This window comes from Natrinema sp. H-ect1 (genome assembly GCF_041821105.1).
In the GTDB taxonomy this organism is placed as follows: domain Archaea; phylum Halobacteriota; class Halobacteria; order Halobacteriales; family Natrialbaceae; genus Natrinema; species Natrinema thermotolerans.
Genome location: NZ_JBGUBA010000002.1, coordinates 501,689 through 517,817, shown reverse-complemented (window position 1 = coordinate 517,817; position 16,129 = coordinate 501,689). Strand labels below are relative to the sequence as shown.

The 16,129-nt window shown below is 65.7% G+C and carries 15 protein-coding genes; 7 read left to right on the top strand and 8 right to left on the bottom strand.

Annotation, left to right across the window (positions count from 1 at the left end):
- Nucleotides 1-14: 14 nt before the first annotated feature.
- A complete protein-coding gene (gene prf1, locus ACERIM_RS06840; protein ID WP_373631830.1) occupies nucleotides 15-1,274 on the top strand; it encodes a peptide chain release factor aRF-1 in 1,260 nt (419 codons plus the stop codon).
- Between the two features lie 119 nt (nucleotides 1,275-1,393).
- Here prf1 and ACERIM_RS06835 read toward each other — a convergent pair whose 3' ends face one another.
- Complete coding sequence (locus tag ACERIM_RS06835; RefSeq protein ID WP_373631829.1) at nucleotides 1,394-1,612, bottom strand: hypothetical protein; 219 nt, start codon at nucleotides 1,610-1,612, stop codon at nucleotides 1,394-1,396.
- 192 nt (nucleotides 1,613-1,804) lie between these two features.
- A complete protein-coding gene (locus ACERIM_RS06830; protein ID WP_373631828.1) occupies nucleotides 1,805-2,146 on the bottom strand; it encodes a hypothetical protein in 342 nt (113 codons plus the stop codon).
- A gap of 181 nt (nucleotides 2,147-2,327) precedes the next feature.
- On the opposite strand from ACERIM_RS06830, the gene ACERIM_RS06825 reads away from it, so the two are divergent.
- The 6 genes from ACERIM_RS06825 (at nucleotide 2,328) to ACERIM_RS06800 (ending at nucleotide 10,609) form a co-directional block, all read left to right on the top strand.
- On the top strand, nucleotides 2,328-3,257 hold the full coding sequence (locus ACERIM_RS06825; protein ID WP_373631827.1) for an NAD-dependent epimerase/dehydratase family protein: 930 nt from the start codon (nucleotides 2,328-2,330) through the stop codon (nucleotides 3,255-3,257).
- 110 nt (nucleotides 3,258-3,367) lie between these two features.
- On the top strand, nucleotides 3,368-4,519 hold the full coding sequence (locus ACERIM_RS06820; protein ID WP_373631826.1) for a lysylphosphatidylglycerol synthase transmembrane domain-containing protein: 1,152 nt from the start codon (nucleotides 3,368-3,370) through the stop codon (nucleotides 4,517-4,519).
- Between the two features lie 7 nt (nucleotides 4,520-4,526).
- Nucleotides 4,527-5,708 (top strand): alpha-1 4-glucan-protein synthase, encoded by a 1,182-nt coding sequence (locus ACERIM_RS06815; protein WP_373631825.1) that lies wholly within the window; start codon nucleotides 4,527-4,529, stop codon nucleotides 5,706-5,708.
- A gap of 39 nt (nucleotides 5,709-5,747) precedes the next feature.
- Nucleotides 5,748-6,908, top strand: coding sequence for an extracellular solute-binding protein (locus ACERIM_RS06810; RefSeq protein ID WP_006651157.1), 1,161 nt, complete (start codon nucleotides 5,748-5,750; stop codon nucleotides 6,906-6,908).
- A gap of 4 nt (nucleotides 6,909-6,912) precedes the next feature.
- On the top strand, nucleotides 6,913-8,529 hold the full coding sequence (locus ACERIM_RS06805; RefSeq protein ID WP_373631823.1) for an ABC transporter permease: 1,617 nt from the start codon (nucleotides 6,913-6,915) through the stop codon (nucleotides 8,527-8,529).
- A 43-nt stretch (nucleotides 8,530-8,572) separates the two neighbouring features.
- Nucleotides 8,573-10,609, top strand: coding sequence for an ArnT family glycosyltransferase (locus ACERIM_RS06800; RefSeq protein ID WP_373631822.1), 2,037 nt, complete (start codon nucleotides 8,573-8,575; stop codon nucleotides 10,607-10,609).
- Between the two features lie 88 nt (nucleotides 10,610-10,697).
- On the opposite strand, the gene ACERIM_RS06795 is transcribed toward ACERIM_RS06800, so the two are convergent.
- The 6 genes from ACERIM_RS06795 to ACERIM_RS06770 all read right to left on the bottom strand — a co-directional run bounded on the left by ACERIM_RS06795 (nucleotide 10,698) and on the right by ACERIM_RS06770 (nucleotide 15,702).
- Complete coding sequence (locus ACERIM_RS06795; protein ID WP_373631821.1) at nucleotides 10,698-11,444, bottom strand: dolichyl-phosphate hexose transferase; 747 nt, start codon at nucleotides 11,442-11,444, stop codon at nucleotides 10,698-10,700.
- Nucleotides 11,445-11,533: 89 nt separating this feature from the next.
- Nucleotides 11,534-12,520 carry a magnesium/cobalt transporter CorA gene (gene corA, locus ACERIM_RS06790; protein ID WP_373631820.1) on the bottom strand — a complete coding sequence of 329 codons (987 nt, stop codon included), beginning with the start codon at nucleotides 12,518-12,520 and terminating at the stop codon, nucleotides 11,534-11,536.
- A complete protein-coding gene (locus ACERIM_RS06785) occupies nucleotides 12,517-12,687 on the bottom strand; it encodes a hypothetical protein (RefSeq protein ID WP_162834896.1) in 171 nt (56 codons plus the stop codon). Before ACERIM_RS06785 ends, corA begins: the two co-directional genes overlap by 4 nt.
- A gap of 83 nt (nucleotides 12,688-12,770) precedes the next feature.
- Nucleotides 12,771-14,411 (bottom strand): GMC family oxidoreductase, encoded by a 1,641-nt coding sequence (locus ACERIM_RS06780; RefSeq protein ID WP_373631819.1) that lies wholly within the window; start codon nucleotides 14,409-14,411, stop codon nucleotides 12,771-12,773.
- Nucleotides 14,408-14,926 carry a gluconate 2-dehydrogenase subunit 3 family protein gene (locus ACERIM_RS06775; protein ID WP_373631818.1) on the bottom strand — a complete coding sequence of 173 codons (519 nt, stop codon included), beginning with the start codon at nucleotides 14,924-14,926 and terminating at the stop codon, nucleotides 14,408-14,410. Before ACERIM_RS06775 ends, ACERIM_RS06780 begins: the two co-directional genes overlap by 4 nt.
- A 74-nt stretch (nucleotides 14,927-15,000) precedes the next feature.
- Nucleotides 15,001-15,702: an SOS response-associated peptidase gene (locus ACERIM_RS06770; RefSeq protein WP_373631817.1), complete on the bottom strand. Its 702-nt coding sequence runs from the start codon at nucleotides 15,700-15,702 to the stop codon at nucleotides 15,001-15,003.
- Nucleotides 15,703-16,129: the final 427 nt, after the last annotated feature.

Genomic DNA, 16,129 nt, shown 5'->3' with positions numbered 1-16,129 from the left:
GTTTTATACGTGTAATGAGCCAGGAGGGCGAGCAGGAGCAATCCGACCGGAAGAAGTACGAGTTCCGGAAGGTCATCGAGGACCTCAAGGACTACGACGGCTCCGGAACGCAGCTCGTGACGATCTACATCCCCGACGACAGACAGATCAGTGACGTCGTCCAGCACGTCACGCAGGAACACAGCGAAGCGGCCAACATCAAGTCGAAGCAGACCCGAACGGCGGTCCAGGACGCGCTGACGAGCATCAAGGACCGACTGCGATACTACGACACCTTCCCGCCGGACAACGGCATCGTTCTCTTTTCCGGTGCCGTCGATTCGGGCGGCGGCCGGACCGACATGGTCACCAAAGTCCTCGAGAGTCCGCCCCAGCCCATCGAATCCTTCCGCTATCACTGTGACTCGGACTTCCTGACCGAGCCCCTCGAGGAGATGCTCGCCGACAAGGGCCTGTACGGCCTGATCGTCCTCGACCGCCGCGAGGCCAACGTCGGCTGGCTGAAGGGCAAGCGTATCGAACCCGTCAAGTCCGCCTCCTCGCTGGTCCCCGGCAAGCAGCGAAAGGGAGGCCAGTCCGCCCAGCGATTCGCCCGCCTGCGCCTCGAGGCCATCGACAACTTCTATCAGGAGGTCGCGGGGATGGCAAACGACCTGTTCGTCCCCAAGCGCCACGAGATCGACGGCATCCTCGTGGGCGGTCCCTCGCCGACCAAAGACGAGTTCCTCGACGGCGACTATCTCCACCACGAACTGCAAGACGAAGTCCTGGGCAAGTTCGACGTCGCCTACACCGACGAGTCCGGCCTGAAGGACCTGGTCGACAACGCCGAGGACGCCTTGGCCGACGCCGAGGTGATGAAGGACAAGAAGGTGATGGAGGAGTTCTTCGAGGAACTCAACGCGGGCGATCAGGCCACTTACGGCTTCGAGCAGACCCGCCGGAACCTGATGATGGGCGCGGTCGACCGCCTGCTCATCAGCGAGGACCTCCGGAAGGACGTGATTACCTACGACTGTCCCGAGTGTGGCGCGACCGAACGCGAGGTCATCGACCGGCGCAAGTCGACGCCGGCCCACACCTGTACCGACTGTGGCACCGAGGTCGAAGGGGACGAGGACGACCGCGAGGACGCCATCGATCACCTCATCGATATCGCCGAACAACGTGGCACCGAGACCAAGTTCATCTCGACGGACTTCGAGAAGGGCGAACAACTGCTGAACGCCTTCGGTGGTTTCGCCGGCCTGCTGCGGTACTCGACCGGCGTTTAAGTACTAACCTCTACTAGGTTTGCAGGCGGCCTAGGGGTCTATTCGGTACACACCGGTAACTAGGGATAGTGTCTACGATTCAAAAGCAACGGTTCCGAAATCCACATATCTAGAACATTCTATTGAGGAACCGAGGACTTATACACAACCCATAGAATAAATGGGCCAAGGATTGGAAGTAATATCGAAATAGCTAACATTGCACTAATCCATACGTATGATCTGTTTATTTCATCCTTCATTGTGCGGAAGTACATTGCTCCAGTTGGAACACCGATAAGTAAGGATGCTATTATTATAGTCACCAGTAATTCGTCGGCTTCCATCCCCTTTCTCATCATTAGAGTCTGTATTTGTACACTAAAATCAATTCTCATTGTTTGGATTACTATTGAGGGTTATTTTGTTCTTGTGTCTTATTATCTTCGACCTCTACCCTTCTGCAATTCCCTTTCTATGGTCTAACCTTTACTATTTCTTAATTATTTAAGGATTTTTAGGATAGAAAATCTATAATCCAAGATATATAATTAATGGTCCTTATCTATTATTATTTCATTTATCTGAACGAACTGTTCTGGATCACCAGGTTCGTCTGCAAAGTCGTTATCCTCACCTCCAAAATCAGCAACAGTGGCACCTGTTCCTTGGACGTGAATTTCAACACGAAGTTTCACCCAAACTTTGTAGGTGTCGTCGCTATCTAATACATAATTATTTATCTTCCCTCTGAACTGCTCTAAACCATCAGTTCCACTTAATCCAGCTCTTGCATGAGAGAATTTATTGGTGGCCGAGAGTATATGTGTGAATGCGGCAAATTCCGAGTAAGAAGACAGTAAAAAATGAATGGGGATCGCAATTATTATCATATTCGAAGAAGTTCGACTATATAATTCCAAAATATTTTGATGCGCCATGTATTGGATAAACAACTGCTTCAACCGCTTCCAACTATAGATGTGGTGTGTGTTTAAACAATTGTTTAAATATTGGTGTTTTTGCGGCGCCGAAACACAACAGGATTATGATCGAACCAGCAAACAATCGACTATGGCTATTTCGGATCGGCAGATACTCGTCACCGGCGGAGCCGGATTCATCGGATCGCATCTCACCGAGCGCCTGCTCGCGGACGGCGCGGACGTCCTCGCCGTCGACGATCTGTCGAACGGCGACCGCGACCGCGTCCCCGACGACGCCGACTTCCTCGAGGCCGACCTCACCGACCCCGACGCGCTTTCCGGCCACCTCGCGGACGTCGACCTCGTCTTCCACCTCGCGGCGTCGAAACACGTCGATACGGACCGGCCCCACGGCCAGTTCGACGACAACACGCGGATGACCCGGAACATCCTCGAGGCGATGGCCGACGCGGGGGTCACGGAGATCGCCTACACCTCTTCCTCGACGGTCTACGGTGAGGCCCCGCGACCGACGCCGGAAGATTACGCGCCGCTCGAGCCGATCAGCGCCTACGGGGCGAGCAAGCTGGCCGACGAGGGGTTGCTTTCGGCGCGGGCCCACAGCCACGACCTCACCGTCTGGAACTTCCGCTTTGCGAACGTCGTCGGCCCGCGGCTGCGCGGGGCAGTGATTCCCGATTTCATCGAGAAGTTGGGGGGCGATCCCGAGACGCTGACGATCCTGGGCGACGGCCGTCAGGAGAAGTCCTATCTATACGTCGAGGACTGCCTCGATGCCATGCTGCACGTGGTCGAGAATTCGGACGACGCGATGAACACCTACAATCTCGGCACGCGGACGACGACCTCGGTCGACCGGATCGCCGCCATCGTCGCCGACGAACTGGCCCTCGAGCCCGCGTTCGAATACACCGGCGGCGACCGCGGCTGGACCGGTGACGTCCCGAAGATGCGCCTCTCGATCGAGAAGCTCGCGGCGCTGGGTTGGGAGCCCGACCGCTCGAGCGACGAGGCGGTGCGGCAAGCGACCCGCGAGATCATCGAGGAACTGCGCTGAGCGACGACCGTGGATAGGTTTCCACGGCAGAAAGCCGCTCGAGCGTGACCGTCCCGCCGGCATAGCCCGGTTTTAGGTGGGCTTAAATATCTGGGCCCGAAGCGTCGCGTATGAACGACGGGGGCGAGCGAACGGGGGCGGACGCGTCCGACGGCGACGCCGCGAGCGGCGGGCTCGCCGCGGCGCTGACCCGCCGCCGACTCACGATCGGCGGGACGCTGTTCGTCCTCGCCGGCCTGTTCGTCGCCCTCCGGGACGTCGATGTCGGGACGGTCCTCACGGAGATTTCGGCGGCCGACCCGCGCCTCCTCGCCGCCGCGGTCGCCGTCTACGCCGTCTCGTGGCCCCTTCGGGGGCGACGGTACGGCGACGTACTGGCCGCGATGGAACGGCGGACCGGGACGGCGTTCTGTACGGCCGCCGTCTTCGTCAGCCAGACGGCGAACCTGGCGATCCCGGCGCGGGCCGGCGACGCAGTCCGCGCGTACGTGATGGAGACCCGTCGGGACGTGCCCTACACCGCCGGCTTCGCCTCGCTGGCCGTCGAACGCGTGTTCGATCTGGCGACGATCGCCGCGCTCGCGGGGCTGGCGACGGCGTGGCTCGCGGCCACCGGCGCGGCCGGCCCGCTCGAGATCGCCGCCGAGGCCGGGGGCGCACGGACCGCGCTGGCGGCCGCGGCGGCCGTGAGTACGGCGACCGTCGGCGTCGGATTCGTCGTCGTCACCGCCTCGCGGACGGACCACGGACTGGGCGCACGACTGCGGACTCGAGCGGTGGGCCGGCCGCGTCTCGAGCGGGCGCTCGAGGCCGCGCTCGGGTTCGCGGCGGACGTTCAGGTCGTCGCCCGCCAGCCGAGGGCGGTCGCGCGGATCGGCGCGGGAAGTCTGCTGATCTGGGCGTTCGACGTGCTGACGGCGGTACTGGTACTCGCAGCGCTGGGCAGCGGACTCGCGCTCGGGCCGCTGCTGGCGGTTGGGACGCTGGCGGTCAGCGTCGGGAACTTAGCGAAGGTCCTCCCGCTGTCTCAGGGCGGCGTCGGACTCTACGAGGCGGCCTTTACCGCGCTGGTAGTCGCGCTTACTCCCATCGGTGCGGGGACCGCGCTGGCGGCGGCGATCGTCGACCACGCGCTGAAAAACGGTGTGACACTGGTCGGCGGGGCCGGCGCGGTCGCCGCGCTGGGGCTCTCCGTCTCGGACGCGACGGCCGCGGAACCGACGCGGGAGACCGACAGTATTTTAGGCTCGCCTAAAAGATAGTCGAGCAATGAATCAGGACATCTGTGTCATCGTCCCGACGATACGGGAGTACGAGTGCATGCGCTCGTACTTCGCGAACGCCCGCGACCACGGCTTCGACCTCGAGCGACTCCACGTCGTCCTCGTGACCGAGGACTTCTGTGAGACCGACGAAATGGAAGCCATGCTCGAGGAGGAGGGCGTCTCGGGCGAGGTCTTCGACGGCAGCCGCCGCGAGGAGTGGTACGAGGCCCACGACGTCGCCGAGTACGGTCACGTCGTGCCGGCGGCCAGCCACGCCGAGACGAGTTTCGGCCTGCTGTACATGTGGGCCCACGACGAGTTCGACTACGGCTTTTTCATCGACGACGACACGCTCCCTCACGAGGACGAGGACTTCTTCGGCACGCACATGGAGAACCTCGCGTTCGAGGGCGAGATCGAATCCGTGTCCTCTGACGAGCAGTGGGTCAACGTCCTCTACCAGAACGCCGAGGAACACGGTCTCTACCCGCGGGGGTACCCATACTCGGCGATGGGCGAGACCGTCGAGACTGGAACGACCGAGATCGACGGCGGCGAGGTCGTCGCCTCGCAGGGACTGTGGACCAACGTCCCCGACCTCGACGCCGTCCGCATCCTGATGGACGGCGACCTCGAGGGCCAGGCCCAGACCCGCACCTCGAGCGATGACTTCGGCGAGGACTTCGTCGCCGCACGGGACAACTACCTCACGGTCTGTTCGATGAACCTCGCGTTCCGCCGGGAGGTGATCCCCGCGTTCTACCAGCTGCCGATGGACGAAAACGAGTGGGACGTGGGCCGATTCGACGACATCTGGTCGGGCGTGTTCCTCAAGCGCGCCTGTGACGTGCTGGGCAAGCGGATCTACAACGGCGCGCCGCTGTGTGAACACAACAAGGCCCCCCGCAGCACCTTCGACGACCTGAACAACGAGGTGCCGGGGCTGGAACTGAACGAACACCTGTGGCAGGTAATCGACGAGACCGGCAGCGAGGCCGACTCCTACGCTGCGGTCTTCGAGGCCATGGCCGACGAACTCGCCGAGGGCGACTGGGACGACTACAACAACGGAGCCTTCTTCAACCACGTCGGCGAGTACATGCGCGACTGGCTCGACTGCCTGGCGACGCTGCGCCCGGCGGCCGGCCTCGAGGCCGACGGCGCGCGGGTCGTCGCGGACGACTGAATCGTCAACTATAAGTTTTTAGGTTAACCTAAATCGAGTATGAACGACGAGCAGGGCAATCGTGCAGTTTCACGTCGGCGGGCGTTACAGGTCGGCTCCGCGTTCGGGGCCGCATCGCTCGCGGGCTGTCTCGGGTTTTTCGACGACGGACAGAGCGCGGATATTCCGCCGCTCTCGGAGTTTCGGGGGTCCGGATCGCTGGTCGACGGCCGACCGGCACCGGGCGGCACGTCGATCGAGGACCTCCCGAACCTCTCCGGGGACCTCGCGCTCTACATCGGCGGCGGTGAAGGCGGCATCTACTACGAGTTCGTGGAGATGCTCGAGGACATCTATCCGGACTTCGAGGTCCACTCGACCGACAACAGTTCGTCGTCGCTGGCACAGACGATCGTCGAAGAGGCCGACGCCGGTGCGGCCCAGGCCGACGTCTTCTGGTCGATCGACGCCAGCTCCCTCGGGTTCGTCGCGGAAAACGATGCCTACGAGCCGCTGTCGGACGAGGCGGTCGAGGCGGTCGGGAACAGTCAGTTCGTCGGCGACGACAACGCGTGGGCCGGCGTCGCCGGACGCGCCCGTGCCGTGCCGTACAACACGAACGAATTGAGCGAGTCGGACATCCCGACCACGGTGCAGGAGTTCCCCGACGCCGACGCGCTGCAGGGGACGATGGGCTGGGCACCGACCTACGGCGCGTTCAAGGCCTTCGTGACGGCCATGCGCCTGCTCCGTGGCGACGACGAGACCCGCAACTGGCTACAGAGCATGAGCGAGGCCGGAACGGAACGACGCGGCAACGAGTACGCCGTCTCCGAGGCGGTCGCCAACGGCTCGCTGTCGGCCGGGTTCGCCAACCACTACTACGCGATGCGGGTCAAGAACAATCGGCCGGACGCCCCGATCGATCTGGCCTTTACCGAGGGCGACGCCGGCGCGTTGATCAACGTCGCGGGCGCGCTGAAGGTACAGGGCACCCAGAAGGGCGAACTGGTCGACAACTTCGTCCGCCACCTGCTCTCGGCCGAGGCCCAGGAGTACTTCGCGACGATCAGTTTCGCCTATCCGATGATCTCGGGCGTCGAACCAGTCGGCGGGCTGCCGACCATCGACGAGCTGAGCCCGCCGGACATCGACCTCGCGGAACTGGCCGACATCGAGCCGACGCTCGAGCTGATGGACGAAGCCGGCGTCTCCGGATAACGGAATGAGCGTTCGGGATCGAGTCGCGAAGACGGTCGAGCGAGCCGGTGACGACGACGGGAGCGGCGCCACCGGCGTCGGGCTCACCCTGCTCGCCGCGGCCATCGCGGCCGTTCTCGTCCTCCCCTTGCTCTGGCTGGTCGTCGACGCCGCCGGGCTCGGGACTCGAGCGTTCGAACTCGCGGTCGATTCCCAAACGATCGACGTACTGATCCGAAGCGTCGCTCTCGTCGCGATCGTAACGGGTGCGAGCGTCCTCATCGGCGTCCCGCTCGCGGTGTTGACGGTCCAAGGCGAGATTCCGTTCCCCCGGTTCTGGACCGTCCTCATCGCGTTGCCGCTGGCCGTCCCGAGCTATCTCGGGGCGTTCGCGTTCGTCTCGGCGTTCGGTCCACAGGGTGAACTCGTCGGCTTCCTTGAGCCCCTCGGTATCGACGCGCTCCCCTCGGTATACGGGTTCGCGGGTGCCGCGTTCGTGTTGACGCTGTATACCTACCCGTACGTGTTCTTGACCACGCGAGCGTCCCTGCTCTCGATGGACGGTTCGCTCGTGGAGGCCGCTCGGACGCTCAACTCGGGCCGCTGGGAGGCCTTTCGCCGGATCACCCTCCCGCAGATCCTGCCGGGGATCGCCGCCGGCGCGTTGCTCGTCGCCCTGTATGCCCTCGCGGACTTCGGCACGCCGAACATCATGCGCGTCGAGGTGTTCACGCAGTTCATCTACGCCAGATACAATGCCTTCGCCCGCGACTACGCCGCGTTGTTGTCCCTGCAGTTGCTGACGGTGACCGTGATCATCCTCGCGATCGAGTCCCGCATCGGTGCCGACGACTCCGGGGCCTACGAGAGCGGTGGCGACCGCGGTACCGCCGACCTCGAACTCGGAGCGTGGCGGTATCCGGCCCTGCTGTTGCCGGTTGCGATCGCCCTGCTCGCTATCGGGCTCCCGATCGCCATCTTCACCATGTGGCTGAACACGGGTGGCCCCGGCTATCAGCTCGGTCGACTGACTTTCGACTGGGAGTACGGGTTCAACTCGGCCTACGTCGCACTGCTGGCCGCCCTCGTCTCGGTGCTGGTGGCGCTGCCGATCGCGATCGGATCGGCGACCACCGATTCGCGGGTAGCGGCGCTGGCCGACCGGGCCCCCTACATCGGATACGCCACGCCCGGGATCGTGCTGGCGATCGCGTTGCTCAGCTTCAGCCTCGACGTGCTACCGTCGATCTACAAGACCGTTCCGCTGCTGATCTTTGCCTACGTCGTCCGGTTCATGCCCCAGGCGATCGGCTCGATCCGGACCTCAACGCTGCAGGTCGACCAGAAGTTGGTCGAGGCGGCCCGGACGCTGGGTCGATCGCGGCTGAACGCCTTCCGGTCGGTGACGCTCCCGTTGATCCTGCCGGGCGTGGCCGCCGGAGCCGCGCTGGTCTTTCTCACGACGATGAAGGAACTCCCGGCGACGCTCATGTTGCGCCCGCTCGGATTCGAGACGCTCGTGACCTACATCTGGCGGGTCGAGGAGGCCGGTCTCTACGGACAGGCGGCAGTGCCGGCGCTCGTCCTCGTGGCCATCTCGGGGCTGTCGATGGCCGTGATGCTCGCACAGGAAGGACGGTGACGACCGTGAGAACAGGACCGGGACGACGAACACGAGGTGGGCGATGAGACGGCGACGATGGCGGGCCGCGGTCGCCGGCGTCGCCCTCGTCGGTGCGATCGCGATCTGGTTGCTCGCGACGCGGACTTTCCCCCACCACTCGCTCAACCACGACGAGGGAGTCTACCTCCAGCAAGCGGCGATGTTGCTCGAGGGGCAACTGTTCGTCCGGCCGCCGGTCGAGGAGGCCTTCCGCCCCTGGTTCTTCGTTGCGGACGGCGACCGGCTCTATCCGAAGTACTCGCCGGTGCCCGCAGCGATCTTCGCGCTCGGGAAGATTGTGGGCGGCTACCGGCTCGCGCTGGCTGGGATCGGCGCGGCCGTCCCCGCGCTCGTGGCGCTGGTCGTGCGCGAGGTCTTCGACCGGCGGACGGGCCTCGTGGCCGCCGTCGCCGTGTTGTGTTCGCCGCTGTTCCTGATCCAAACGGCGGTGTTCCTGCCCTACGCGCCGACGGCGATGCTCAATCTGGCCTTTGCATACGCCTACCTCCGGGCCGACCGGACGGGGGACCTGCGGGTCGCGGGCGCGGCCGGCGCGGCGATCGGACTGGCCTTTTTCGCACGGCCGTACACGGCAGTCCTGTTCGCCGCGCCGGTTATCGCCCACGCCTGCTGGACGCTCCGGCGGGATTTCCGCGGGGCCGTTCCCCGACAGGCCGCGACGGCGGCGTTCGGGCTGGCCGGCGTTTCCCTCGCGCTCGGCTACAACGCCGTCGTGACCGGATCGGCGCTTGTGTTCCCCTACGAGGCGTTCGCCCCGCTCGACGGGCTCGGGTTCGGCCGTCGGCGCATCCTCGAACACGAGATCGAGTACACCGTCGGGCTGGCGCTGCGGTCGAACGCGCTGGTACTGCGGTCGTTTTTCACCGAATGGGTCGTTGGCGGACTGCTGGGCGCGGGGCTGGCCGCGGTCGGACTCGGGCTGACCGTCCGCCGACGCCTCTCGCCACGCGCGGCGATCCTCGCTGGACAGTTACTGACGATCGCCGTCGGCAACGTCTACTTCTGGGGGAACTTCAACGTCCTCGGCGACATCGACCGGGCCGGAACTGGACTGATCGCCACGCACGGCCCCTACTACCACTTCGATCTCCTGCTCCCGGTCGCGGCCTTCGCGGCCGTCGGCGCGCTGGCGCTGTTCGACGGCGTTCGCCGACGGGCCGATCGATCGCTGTCGCCGGAGCGCGCACGCGCGGTCGTCGTCGCGGTGTTGCTCGTCAGCGGGCTCGCGGTCGGCGGCGTCACCGCGACGACCCTCGAGGGGAAACTCGAGCGAAACGAGGCCATCACCGAGACCTACGATCGGGTCTACGACCCGCTCGAGGACGGGACGATCGAGGAGCCGGCGGTCGTCTACCTACCGACGCCGTACGGCGACTGGCTCGGGCATCCGTTCCAGGCGCTTCGCAACGACCCCGGGTTCGACGGGGAGCGCGTCTACGCTCTCGACGAGCGGCCGTTCGACGTGGCCGACGCGTATCCCGACCGCTCACTGTACCGCCTCGCGTATCGGGGGGTCTGGGCTCCACAGGCCGGGTCGCCACAGGGAGCCCGGCTCCAGCGGGTCGACAGGGTCGCCGGCGAGACGGTCTCGCTGAACGCGACCGTCGGCGTCCCGGAAACGGCCGGCGGCGTTAGCGCGACGATCACGACCGACGAGGAGAGCGCCACCTACGTCGCCGACGATGTCTCGAGTCCGTTGGCGACCCGAGTGGTCGTTACCGACGGCGAGGCACGACTGCGCGGCGCGGCGTGGGGGGCCAACGACTCGGTCGCCGTCGACGAACGCGACGACGTGACGCTGACCGTGTTCGTCGATCGGGGGCCCGGCAACAGCTTCAGTTACCGGCTCGAGCTGCCGGTGGAGGCGGCCGAAAACGGAACGACACGGGCGCTGACACCCAGGGTCGAGCGGTGTAGCGGGATCCGCGACTGTGGCGGCGAAGCGGCGTATCTCCCCGAGAACGCGCCCGACGGCATCTTCGTCCAGACCGAACTCACGGCGCTGGATCGGAACGGGTCCGACTATAGTAGCCGCTGAAAGTCATTGCACACCTGATCGCACGACAGCGTTGCGATCAGTGTGTAAATCGTTTCAGCGGCTACTATAGAACGAGCAGGTACGTCGACTACTGGGTCGGCCGGTGTGGGAGTTCTCGAAGCCGTTCCTCGAGTGATACTTTGACGATCGAGCGGGCGATCTCGGCCCCGCCTTTGAACGGGTCGAGCTTGGTCTGGCCGGCGCGCTCGCGGTACTCGATCGGGTGTTCGCGGACGTCGTAGCCACGCAGTAGGGGACGGATGAGCAGTTCCGCCGAGAGGCCGGTGTTTTCGGTCCACTCGATGTCCTCGACGACGTCGCGCCGGTAGGCCCGCATCCCGGTCGTGGTGTCGTGGACGCGGGTGCCCATGAGGAAGCTCGCGACCGCGGCGAAGGCGTGGTTGCCGAGGCGGTTGAGCGCCGGCATCGCGTCGGCACCGTGGTAGAGCCGGTCGCCGCTGACGACGTCGTAGCCGTCGTTGATCAACGCGAGAAACTCCGGAAGTTGCTCCATCGGATAGGTGTCGTCGCAGTCGGTCGTGACGACGATCGGCCGGTCGGGCTCTAAGACGGCCGCGCGCACGGCGACGCCGTACCCCTGTGGCTCCTGTTCGATGACCGTCGCGCCGTGGTCGCGGGCGATTTCGGGGGTTCGATCCGACGAGCCGTCGACGCAGACGACCTCGGCCGTCCCGTCGGTGACCTCGTCGATGTCGGTCAGTACTTTGCCGATCGCTTCCTCCTCGTTGTACGTCCCCATGACGACGCTGACGTCTTCGAAGGTGTACTCCTCGTCCGAACCGTCGGTCGTCGCGGGCTGGACCCCATCACTCATTGCCGGTACTCTCTGCGCGCCGTATTTATGCGTTTAGGTTTGCCTAAAACAGTCGGGACACCGGTCCCCGTTCGTCGGGGCGGGATCGGTCAGATCCAGTCCTGCCGACGGAAGTAGACGAGCATCAGTCCGGCAACCGCCCCCATCCCGAGCATGACCGCCGGATAGCCGTACGTCCAGTAGAGTTCGGGCATGGCAAGCGGCGTCTCCGCGAAGTTCATCCCGTAGATCCCGGCGACGAACGTCAGGGGGATGAAGATGGTCGCGACGACCGTTAGCGTCTTCATCACGTCGTTGGTCGACTGTGAGACGGCGTTGAGATAGATATCGCGAGAACCACCGGTGAGGTCGCGGTAGGTCTCGATGAGATCGACGACCTGCACGAGGTGGTCGTAGACGTCGCGGAAGTACTTCTCGTTCTCGTCGGCGACCTCCGGAATGTCGCCGCGGGAGAGCGACGAGATCGCCTCCCTGGCCGGCCAGGCGACTTTCCGGAAGGCCAGCAGGTCCCGGCGGACGTCGTTCAGGTCCTCCAGAATACGAGGCTCCGGCTCGTCGAGGACGCGCTCCTCGACCGCTTCGATGTCGTCCTCGATCTCGTCGAGGACGTCGAAGTAGTCGTCGACGATGGCGTCCATGAGCCGATAGGCGAGGAAGTCAGTGCCGCGGTTCGCGACCCGGCGTTCGTTCTTCGCCCACTGCGTGGCCGACTGGTCGACGACGTCGATGTCGGTCGTCGACATCGTCACGAGCCACCCCTCGCCGATGAAAAAGCCGACAGTGTGGGTCCGGATCTCCTTTTGCAGCGCGACCTCGTCGCGCTGACTGAGGCTGACGGTCTTGAGGAGAACGAACGTGTGCGTTTCGTACTCGGCGGTCTTCGGCCGCGTCTGGTCGTCGATAACGTCGTCGACGGCCAGCCGGTGGATTCCGAGTCGGTCCTCGAGCGTCTGCAGTTCGTCCGGCTCGATCCCGGCGGCGTGAACCCACGTCTCCCCCGGTGCGGCGACTGCGGCCGCCGGATCGTCGTATCGCTCTATGCCGTCGTCGGCGTAGACCATGGCGCGAAGGGTCATGTCTCGCCCCCGGTCGCCGACGACCGTGCGATCGCGACGAGCGTGAACCCGACCATGATCGCGGTCAGGGAGAACGCTCGACCGGCATACGCGACGGAAATCCCGACGACGTACCCGACGACGCCGACGGCGGCCACCCCGACTCCCGCGAGCCGTACCCGATTCATAGCTCCCCCATCGGCTGCCGCTCAAAAGAAGCTGTGGTGTGGACCGCGTTCGGGAACGCCGAGCCGGATGGCGTTCGCCGCCGTTACGCGGCCTCGAGGACGTGGTCGGCTGCCTTCAGCGCCAGCGCCGCGATCGTCAGCGTCGGGTTCATCGCCCCGCCGGTCGGGAAGACGCTGCTCGAGGCGATCCAGCAGTTCTCGAGATCGTGGGTTCGCAGGTCGGGGCCGACGACGCTCTCGGCCGGCTCCGACCCCATCCGGGTCGTCCCCATGTGATGGTAGGCCGGCCCCGTCCCCTCGGGCCCGGCCTGCCAGGTGATCTCCGCGCCGAGTTCCGCGAGGATCCGTTCCTGGATCTCGTTGACGCGCTCGATCGTCTCGAGCGCGCGATCGCCGACGGTCCAGTGGACATCGGGCACCGGATTGCCGTGATCGTCGGTCGTCGAGGGATCGAGCCCGACGTAGCTGTCCTCGCGAGGGAGCTGTTCGACGAGGCCGCCCATGCCGATGTGGGTGCCATACGCCGAGCGGAGTTCCGCGAGCAAGTCGTCACCCCAGTCCGCGCCGTCGCTCGAAAGGGCCATCCCGACCGGCGAGGGGCCGTCGTAGTTGAAGAACTCGAGCTTGAAGGGAGCCTGTTCGGCGTCGGCCTCGTCGTAGAACTGGTGGGACTCGCTGGTGAGGAAGCCGACGTGGTTCTGCCGGGTGGGTTCGTCGAGGACGCCGCCGGTCCCCGCGAAGAGGTGGTCCATGAAGTACCGGCCGACGAGCCCGCTCGAGTTGGCTAGCCCGTCCGGATAGTGACTGGATTCGGAGAGCAAGAGCAGGCGCGGTGTCTCGACGCCGCCGCAGGCGATCACGAAGGCGTCGGCCGACTGGCGGTGGCGCTCGTCGTCCGGCGTCGCGTAGACGGCTGCCTCGATCGCGTCCGGCCCGTGTTCGAGTCGCTGAACCGGCGCGCGGTCGATCACCGTCGCGCCCCGTTGCTCGGCACGCTCGACGTGGACGGTCGCGTCGTACTTCGCGCCGGACGGACAGACCGGCTGGCAGGTGCCGTAGCCGACGCAGGCGCTGCGGTCGTCGTAGCCCTCCGAGTTGCGTGCGTTGGGCACCGAGTGCATCGCGATCTCGAGTTCGTCGCAGGCCTCGGCGAACAGCGAATCGCTGTAGGAGGGCGGGAAGGCCGGCATCGGATGGGGCTGCTCTCGGGGCGGCGCGAAGGGATTGTCGTCGGCCCCCGCAACGCCCAGTTCCCGCTCGGCCGCGGCGTAGTAGGGCCGCAGGTCGTCGTAGTCGATCGGCCAGTCGGCCCCGACGCCGCGGGCGCTTTCGGAAGCGAAGTCGTCCTCGTGGAGCCGCATTACCATCCCCTGCCAGTGCAGCGTCGAGCCGCCGACGCCGCGGGCGCGGGCGTGGTTCAGCGGGTAGAACCGCTCGCCGGTGGACTCGTAGGCATCCCGCTCCGGATCGCCGTCCCAGACGTCCGGGCGGTCGTAGGCGGGACGGATCGCGCGTTCCTGCCGGGCGAGCCGGTCGTCGGGATCGAACCGCGGCCCGGCCTCGAGGATCACGACCTCGCGGCCGGCCTCGGCGAGGCGGTCAGCGACGATTCCGCCGGCCGGCCCCGCGCCGATGACACAGACGTCGGCGTCCCTGACGGGGGTTCGGTCGGCGTCGTCAGTGGTCGGTGCCGCCGAACCGGCTGGCGGCCGGTCCCAGCTCACGCGTTCGGCCCCCGCTGGTAGCTCCCGGTCCCGCCCGCGTGGCCCTGCGGATTCTCGAGGCCGACCAGCTCGCCGCCGGTCGGCGAGGCATACAGCGCCAGCAGGAGGTCGTTGACGACGTAGTATCGGACGCGTTCGCTCGCCGTCCCCGACGGGTCCTCGTCGGCCTCGTCGGCACCCACGTTTCGCAGGACTTGCTCGCGGTCGGCGACCGACAGCGCCGCGAACTCGTCGTCGAACCACACCCGCGCGTTCTCGTCTAGTTCCGCGACCGCCGCCTCGAGCCCTTCGATGTGGACCCGGTCCGCGAGTCGCCCCTCGAGGAAGGCCGCGACGAACGGGTCGATCCCGGATACCCTGCTCGGGTAGACGACCTCGGCGGCCGCGACCAGCGTCTCGCGGAGGCGATCGACGTCGACCGGTTCCGAACCGGGCGGGGTGACACAGCCCGCCAGCGTCCCCCCGACGCCGAGCGCCGATAGCGCGGCGACCGCGTCCCGCCTCGTCAGTTCCATGCGGGAGGATTAGGCAAGCCTAAACCATATATTCGTTGGAACGGGACGGTCGCGCGGCCGTGGGATGGCCGCCGTCACACCGTCTCGACCGGGTCGACCAGCGACGGCTCGTCCGTCGCCGGGTCGTTGACCGCCGTCGAAACAGGATACGCCGTCATCCCGTCGGCCGACCGGGGCTCGAGCAGTTCCCGACCGGCCTCGTCCGACAGCCACCGCTGCTCGTCGTCGGGGTCGAGGATCACTGCCATCCGGTGATGGAGGTCCGCGACGAGGGCGTTGGGCTCGGTCGTGACGATGGTAAACGTCTCGAGGGGGCCGGTCTCGGTCCCGCCCTCGAGGCCCCCGCCGAAACTGTCGAGTCCGGTCTGGGTCGCGTCCGGCTCCCAGCGCTCCCACAGCCCCGCCATCGCGAACACCCGCTCGTCCTCGAAGGTGACCCGATACGGGCGTTTTCCGTCTTCGGTCTCGACCCACTCGTAGAACCCGTCCGCGGGGACGAGACACCGCCGTCGTTCGTAGGCCTCGTGAAAACTTGGCTTCTCGTCGACGGACTCGGCCCGCGCGTTGATCAGCCCGCCACTGTCGTCGTCGGCCCACGACGGGACCAGCCCCCACTCGAGGCGTCGAAAGACCTCGGGCTCCTCGTTCGTGATCACCGGCAGCTCCTGGCCAGGTGCCATGTTGTACCGGGGGTCGAACGCCGAGTCGGAAAGCCGGGCGTCGAACCGCGCCTCGAGGTCGTCCCCGTCGACGGTGAGCGTGTAGCGACCGCACATACCCGATCCTCGGCCCGACGGCCCAAAGGGTTGTCCGGTCGTGGCTCGCCGGCCGCCGCGGCGACGGGGTGTCAGTGGCTCCCTCGAGCGACCGGCCGAACGGATTTGGGGCGGTAGGAAGCCGTTACTCCGGCCGAACCGCCGGGTACGGACCGCGTTACGATACCCGATCCCGGTCGACTCCTCGATGGGGTCAACATGGACGATCGATACGAAATGGTGGTGTGTCAGCGCGGCGCGCTCGAACTCCGAGATCCTGACGACCCCGACTGCTGGATCGCGACCGAATCCCCTGTCGAGATCGAGCGGTAACGCGCTCCGGTACCCCTACCCGTTTTCCGCCGTCCGCTCGCGACTCTCTCAGCGACGCGTCGCTCGTCGGTCGATGTCAACGAAAACGCCGGGACAGGGATTTGAACCACGCCCA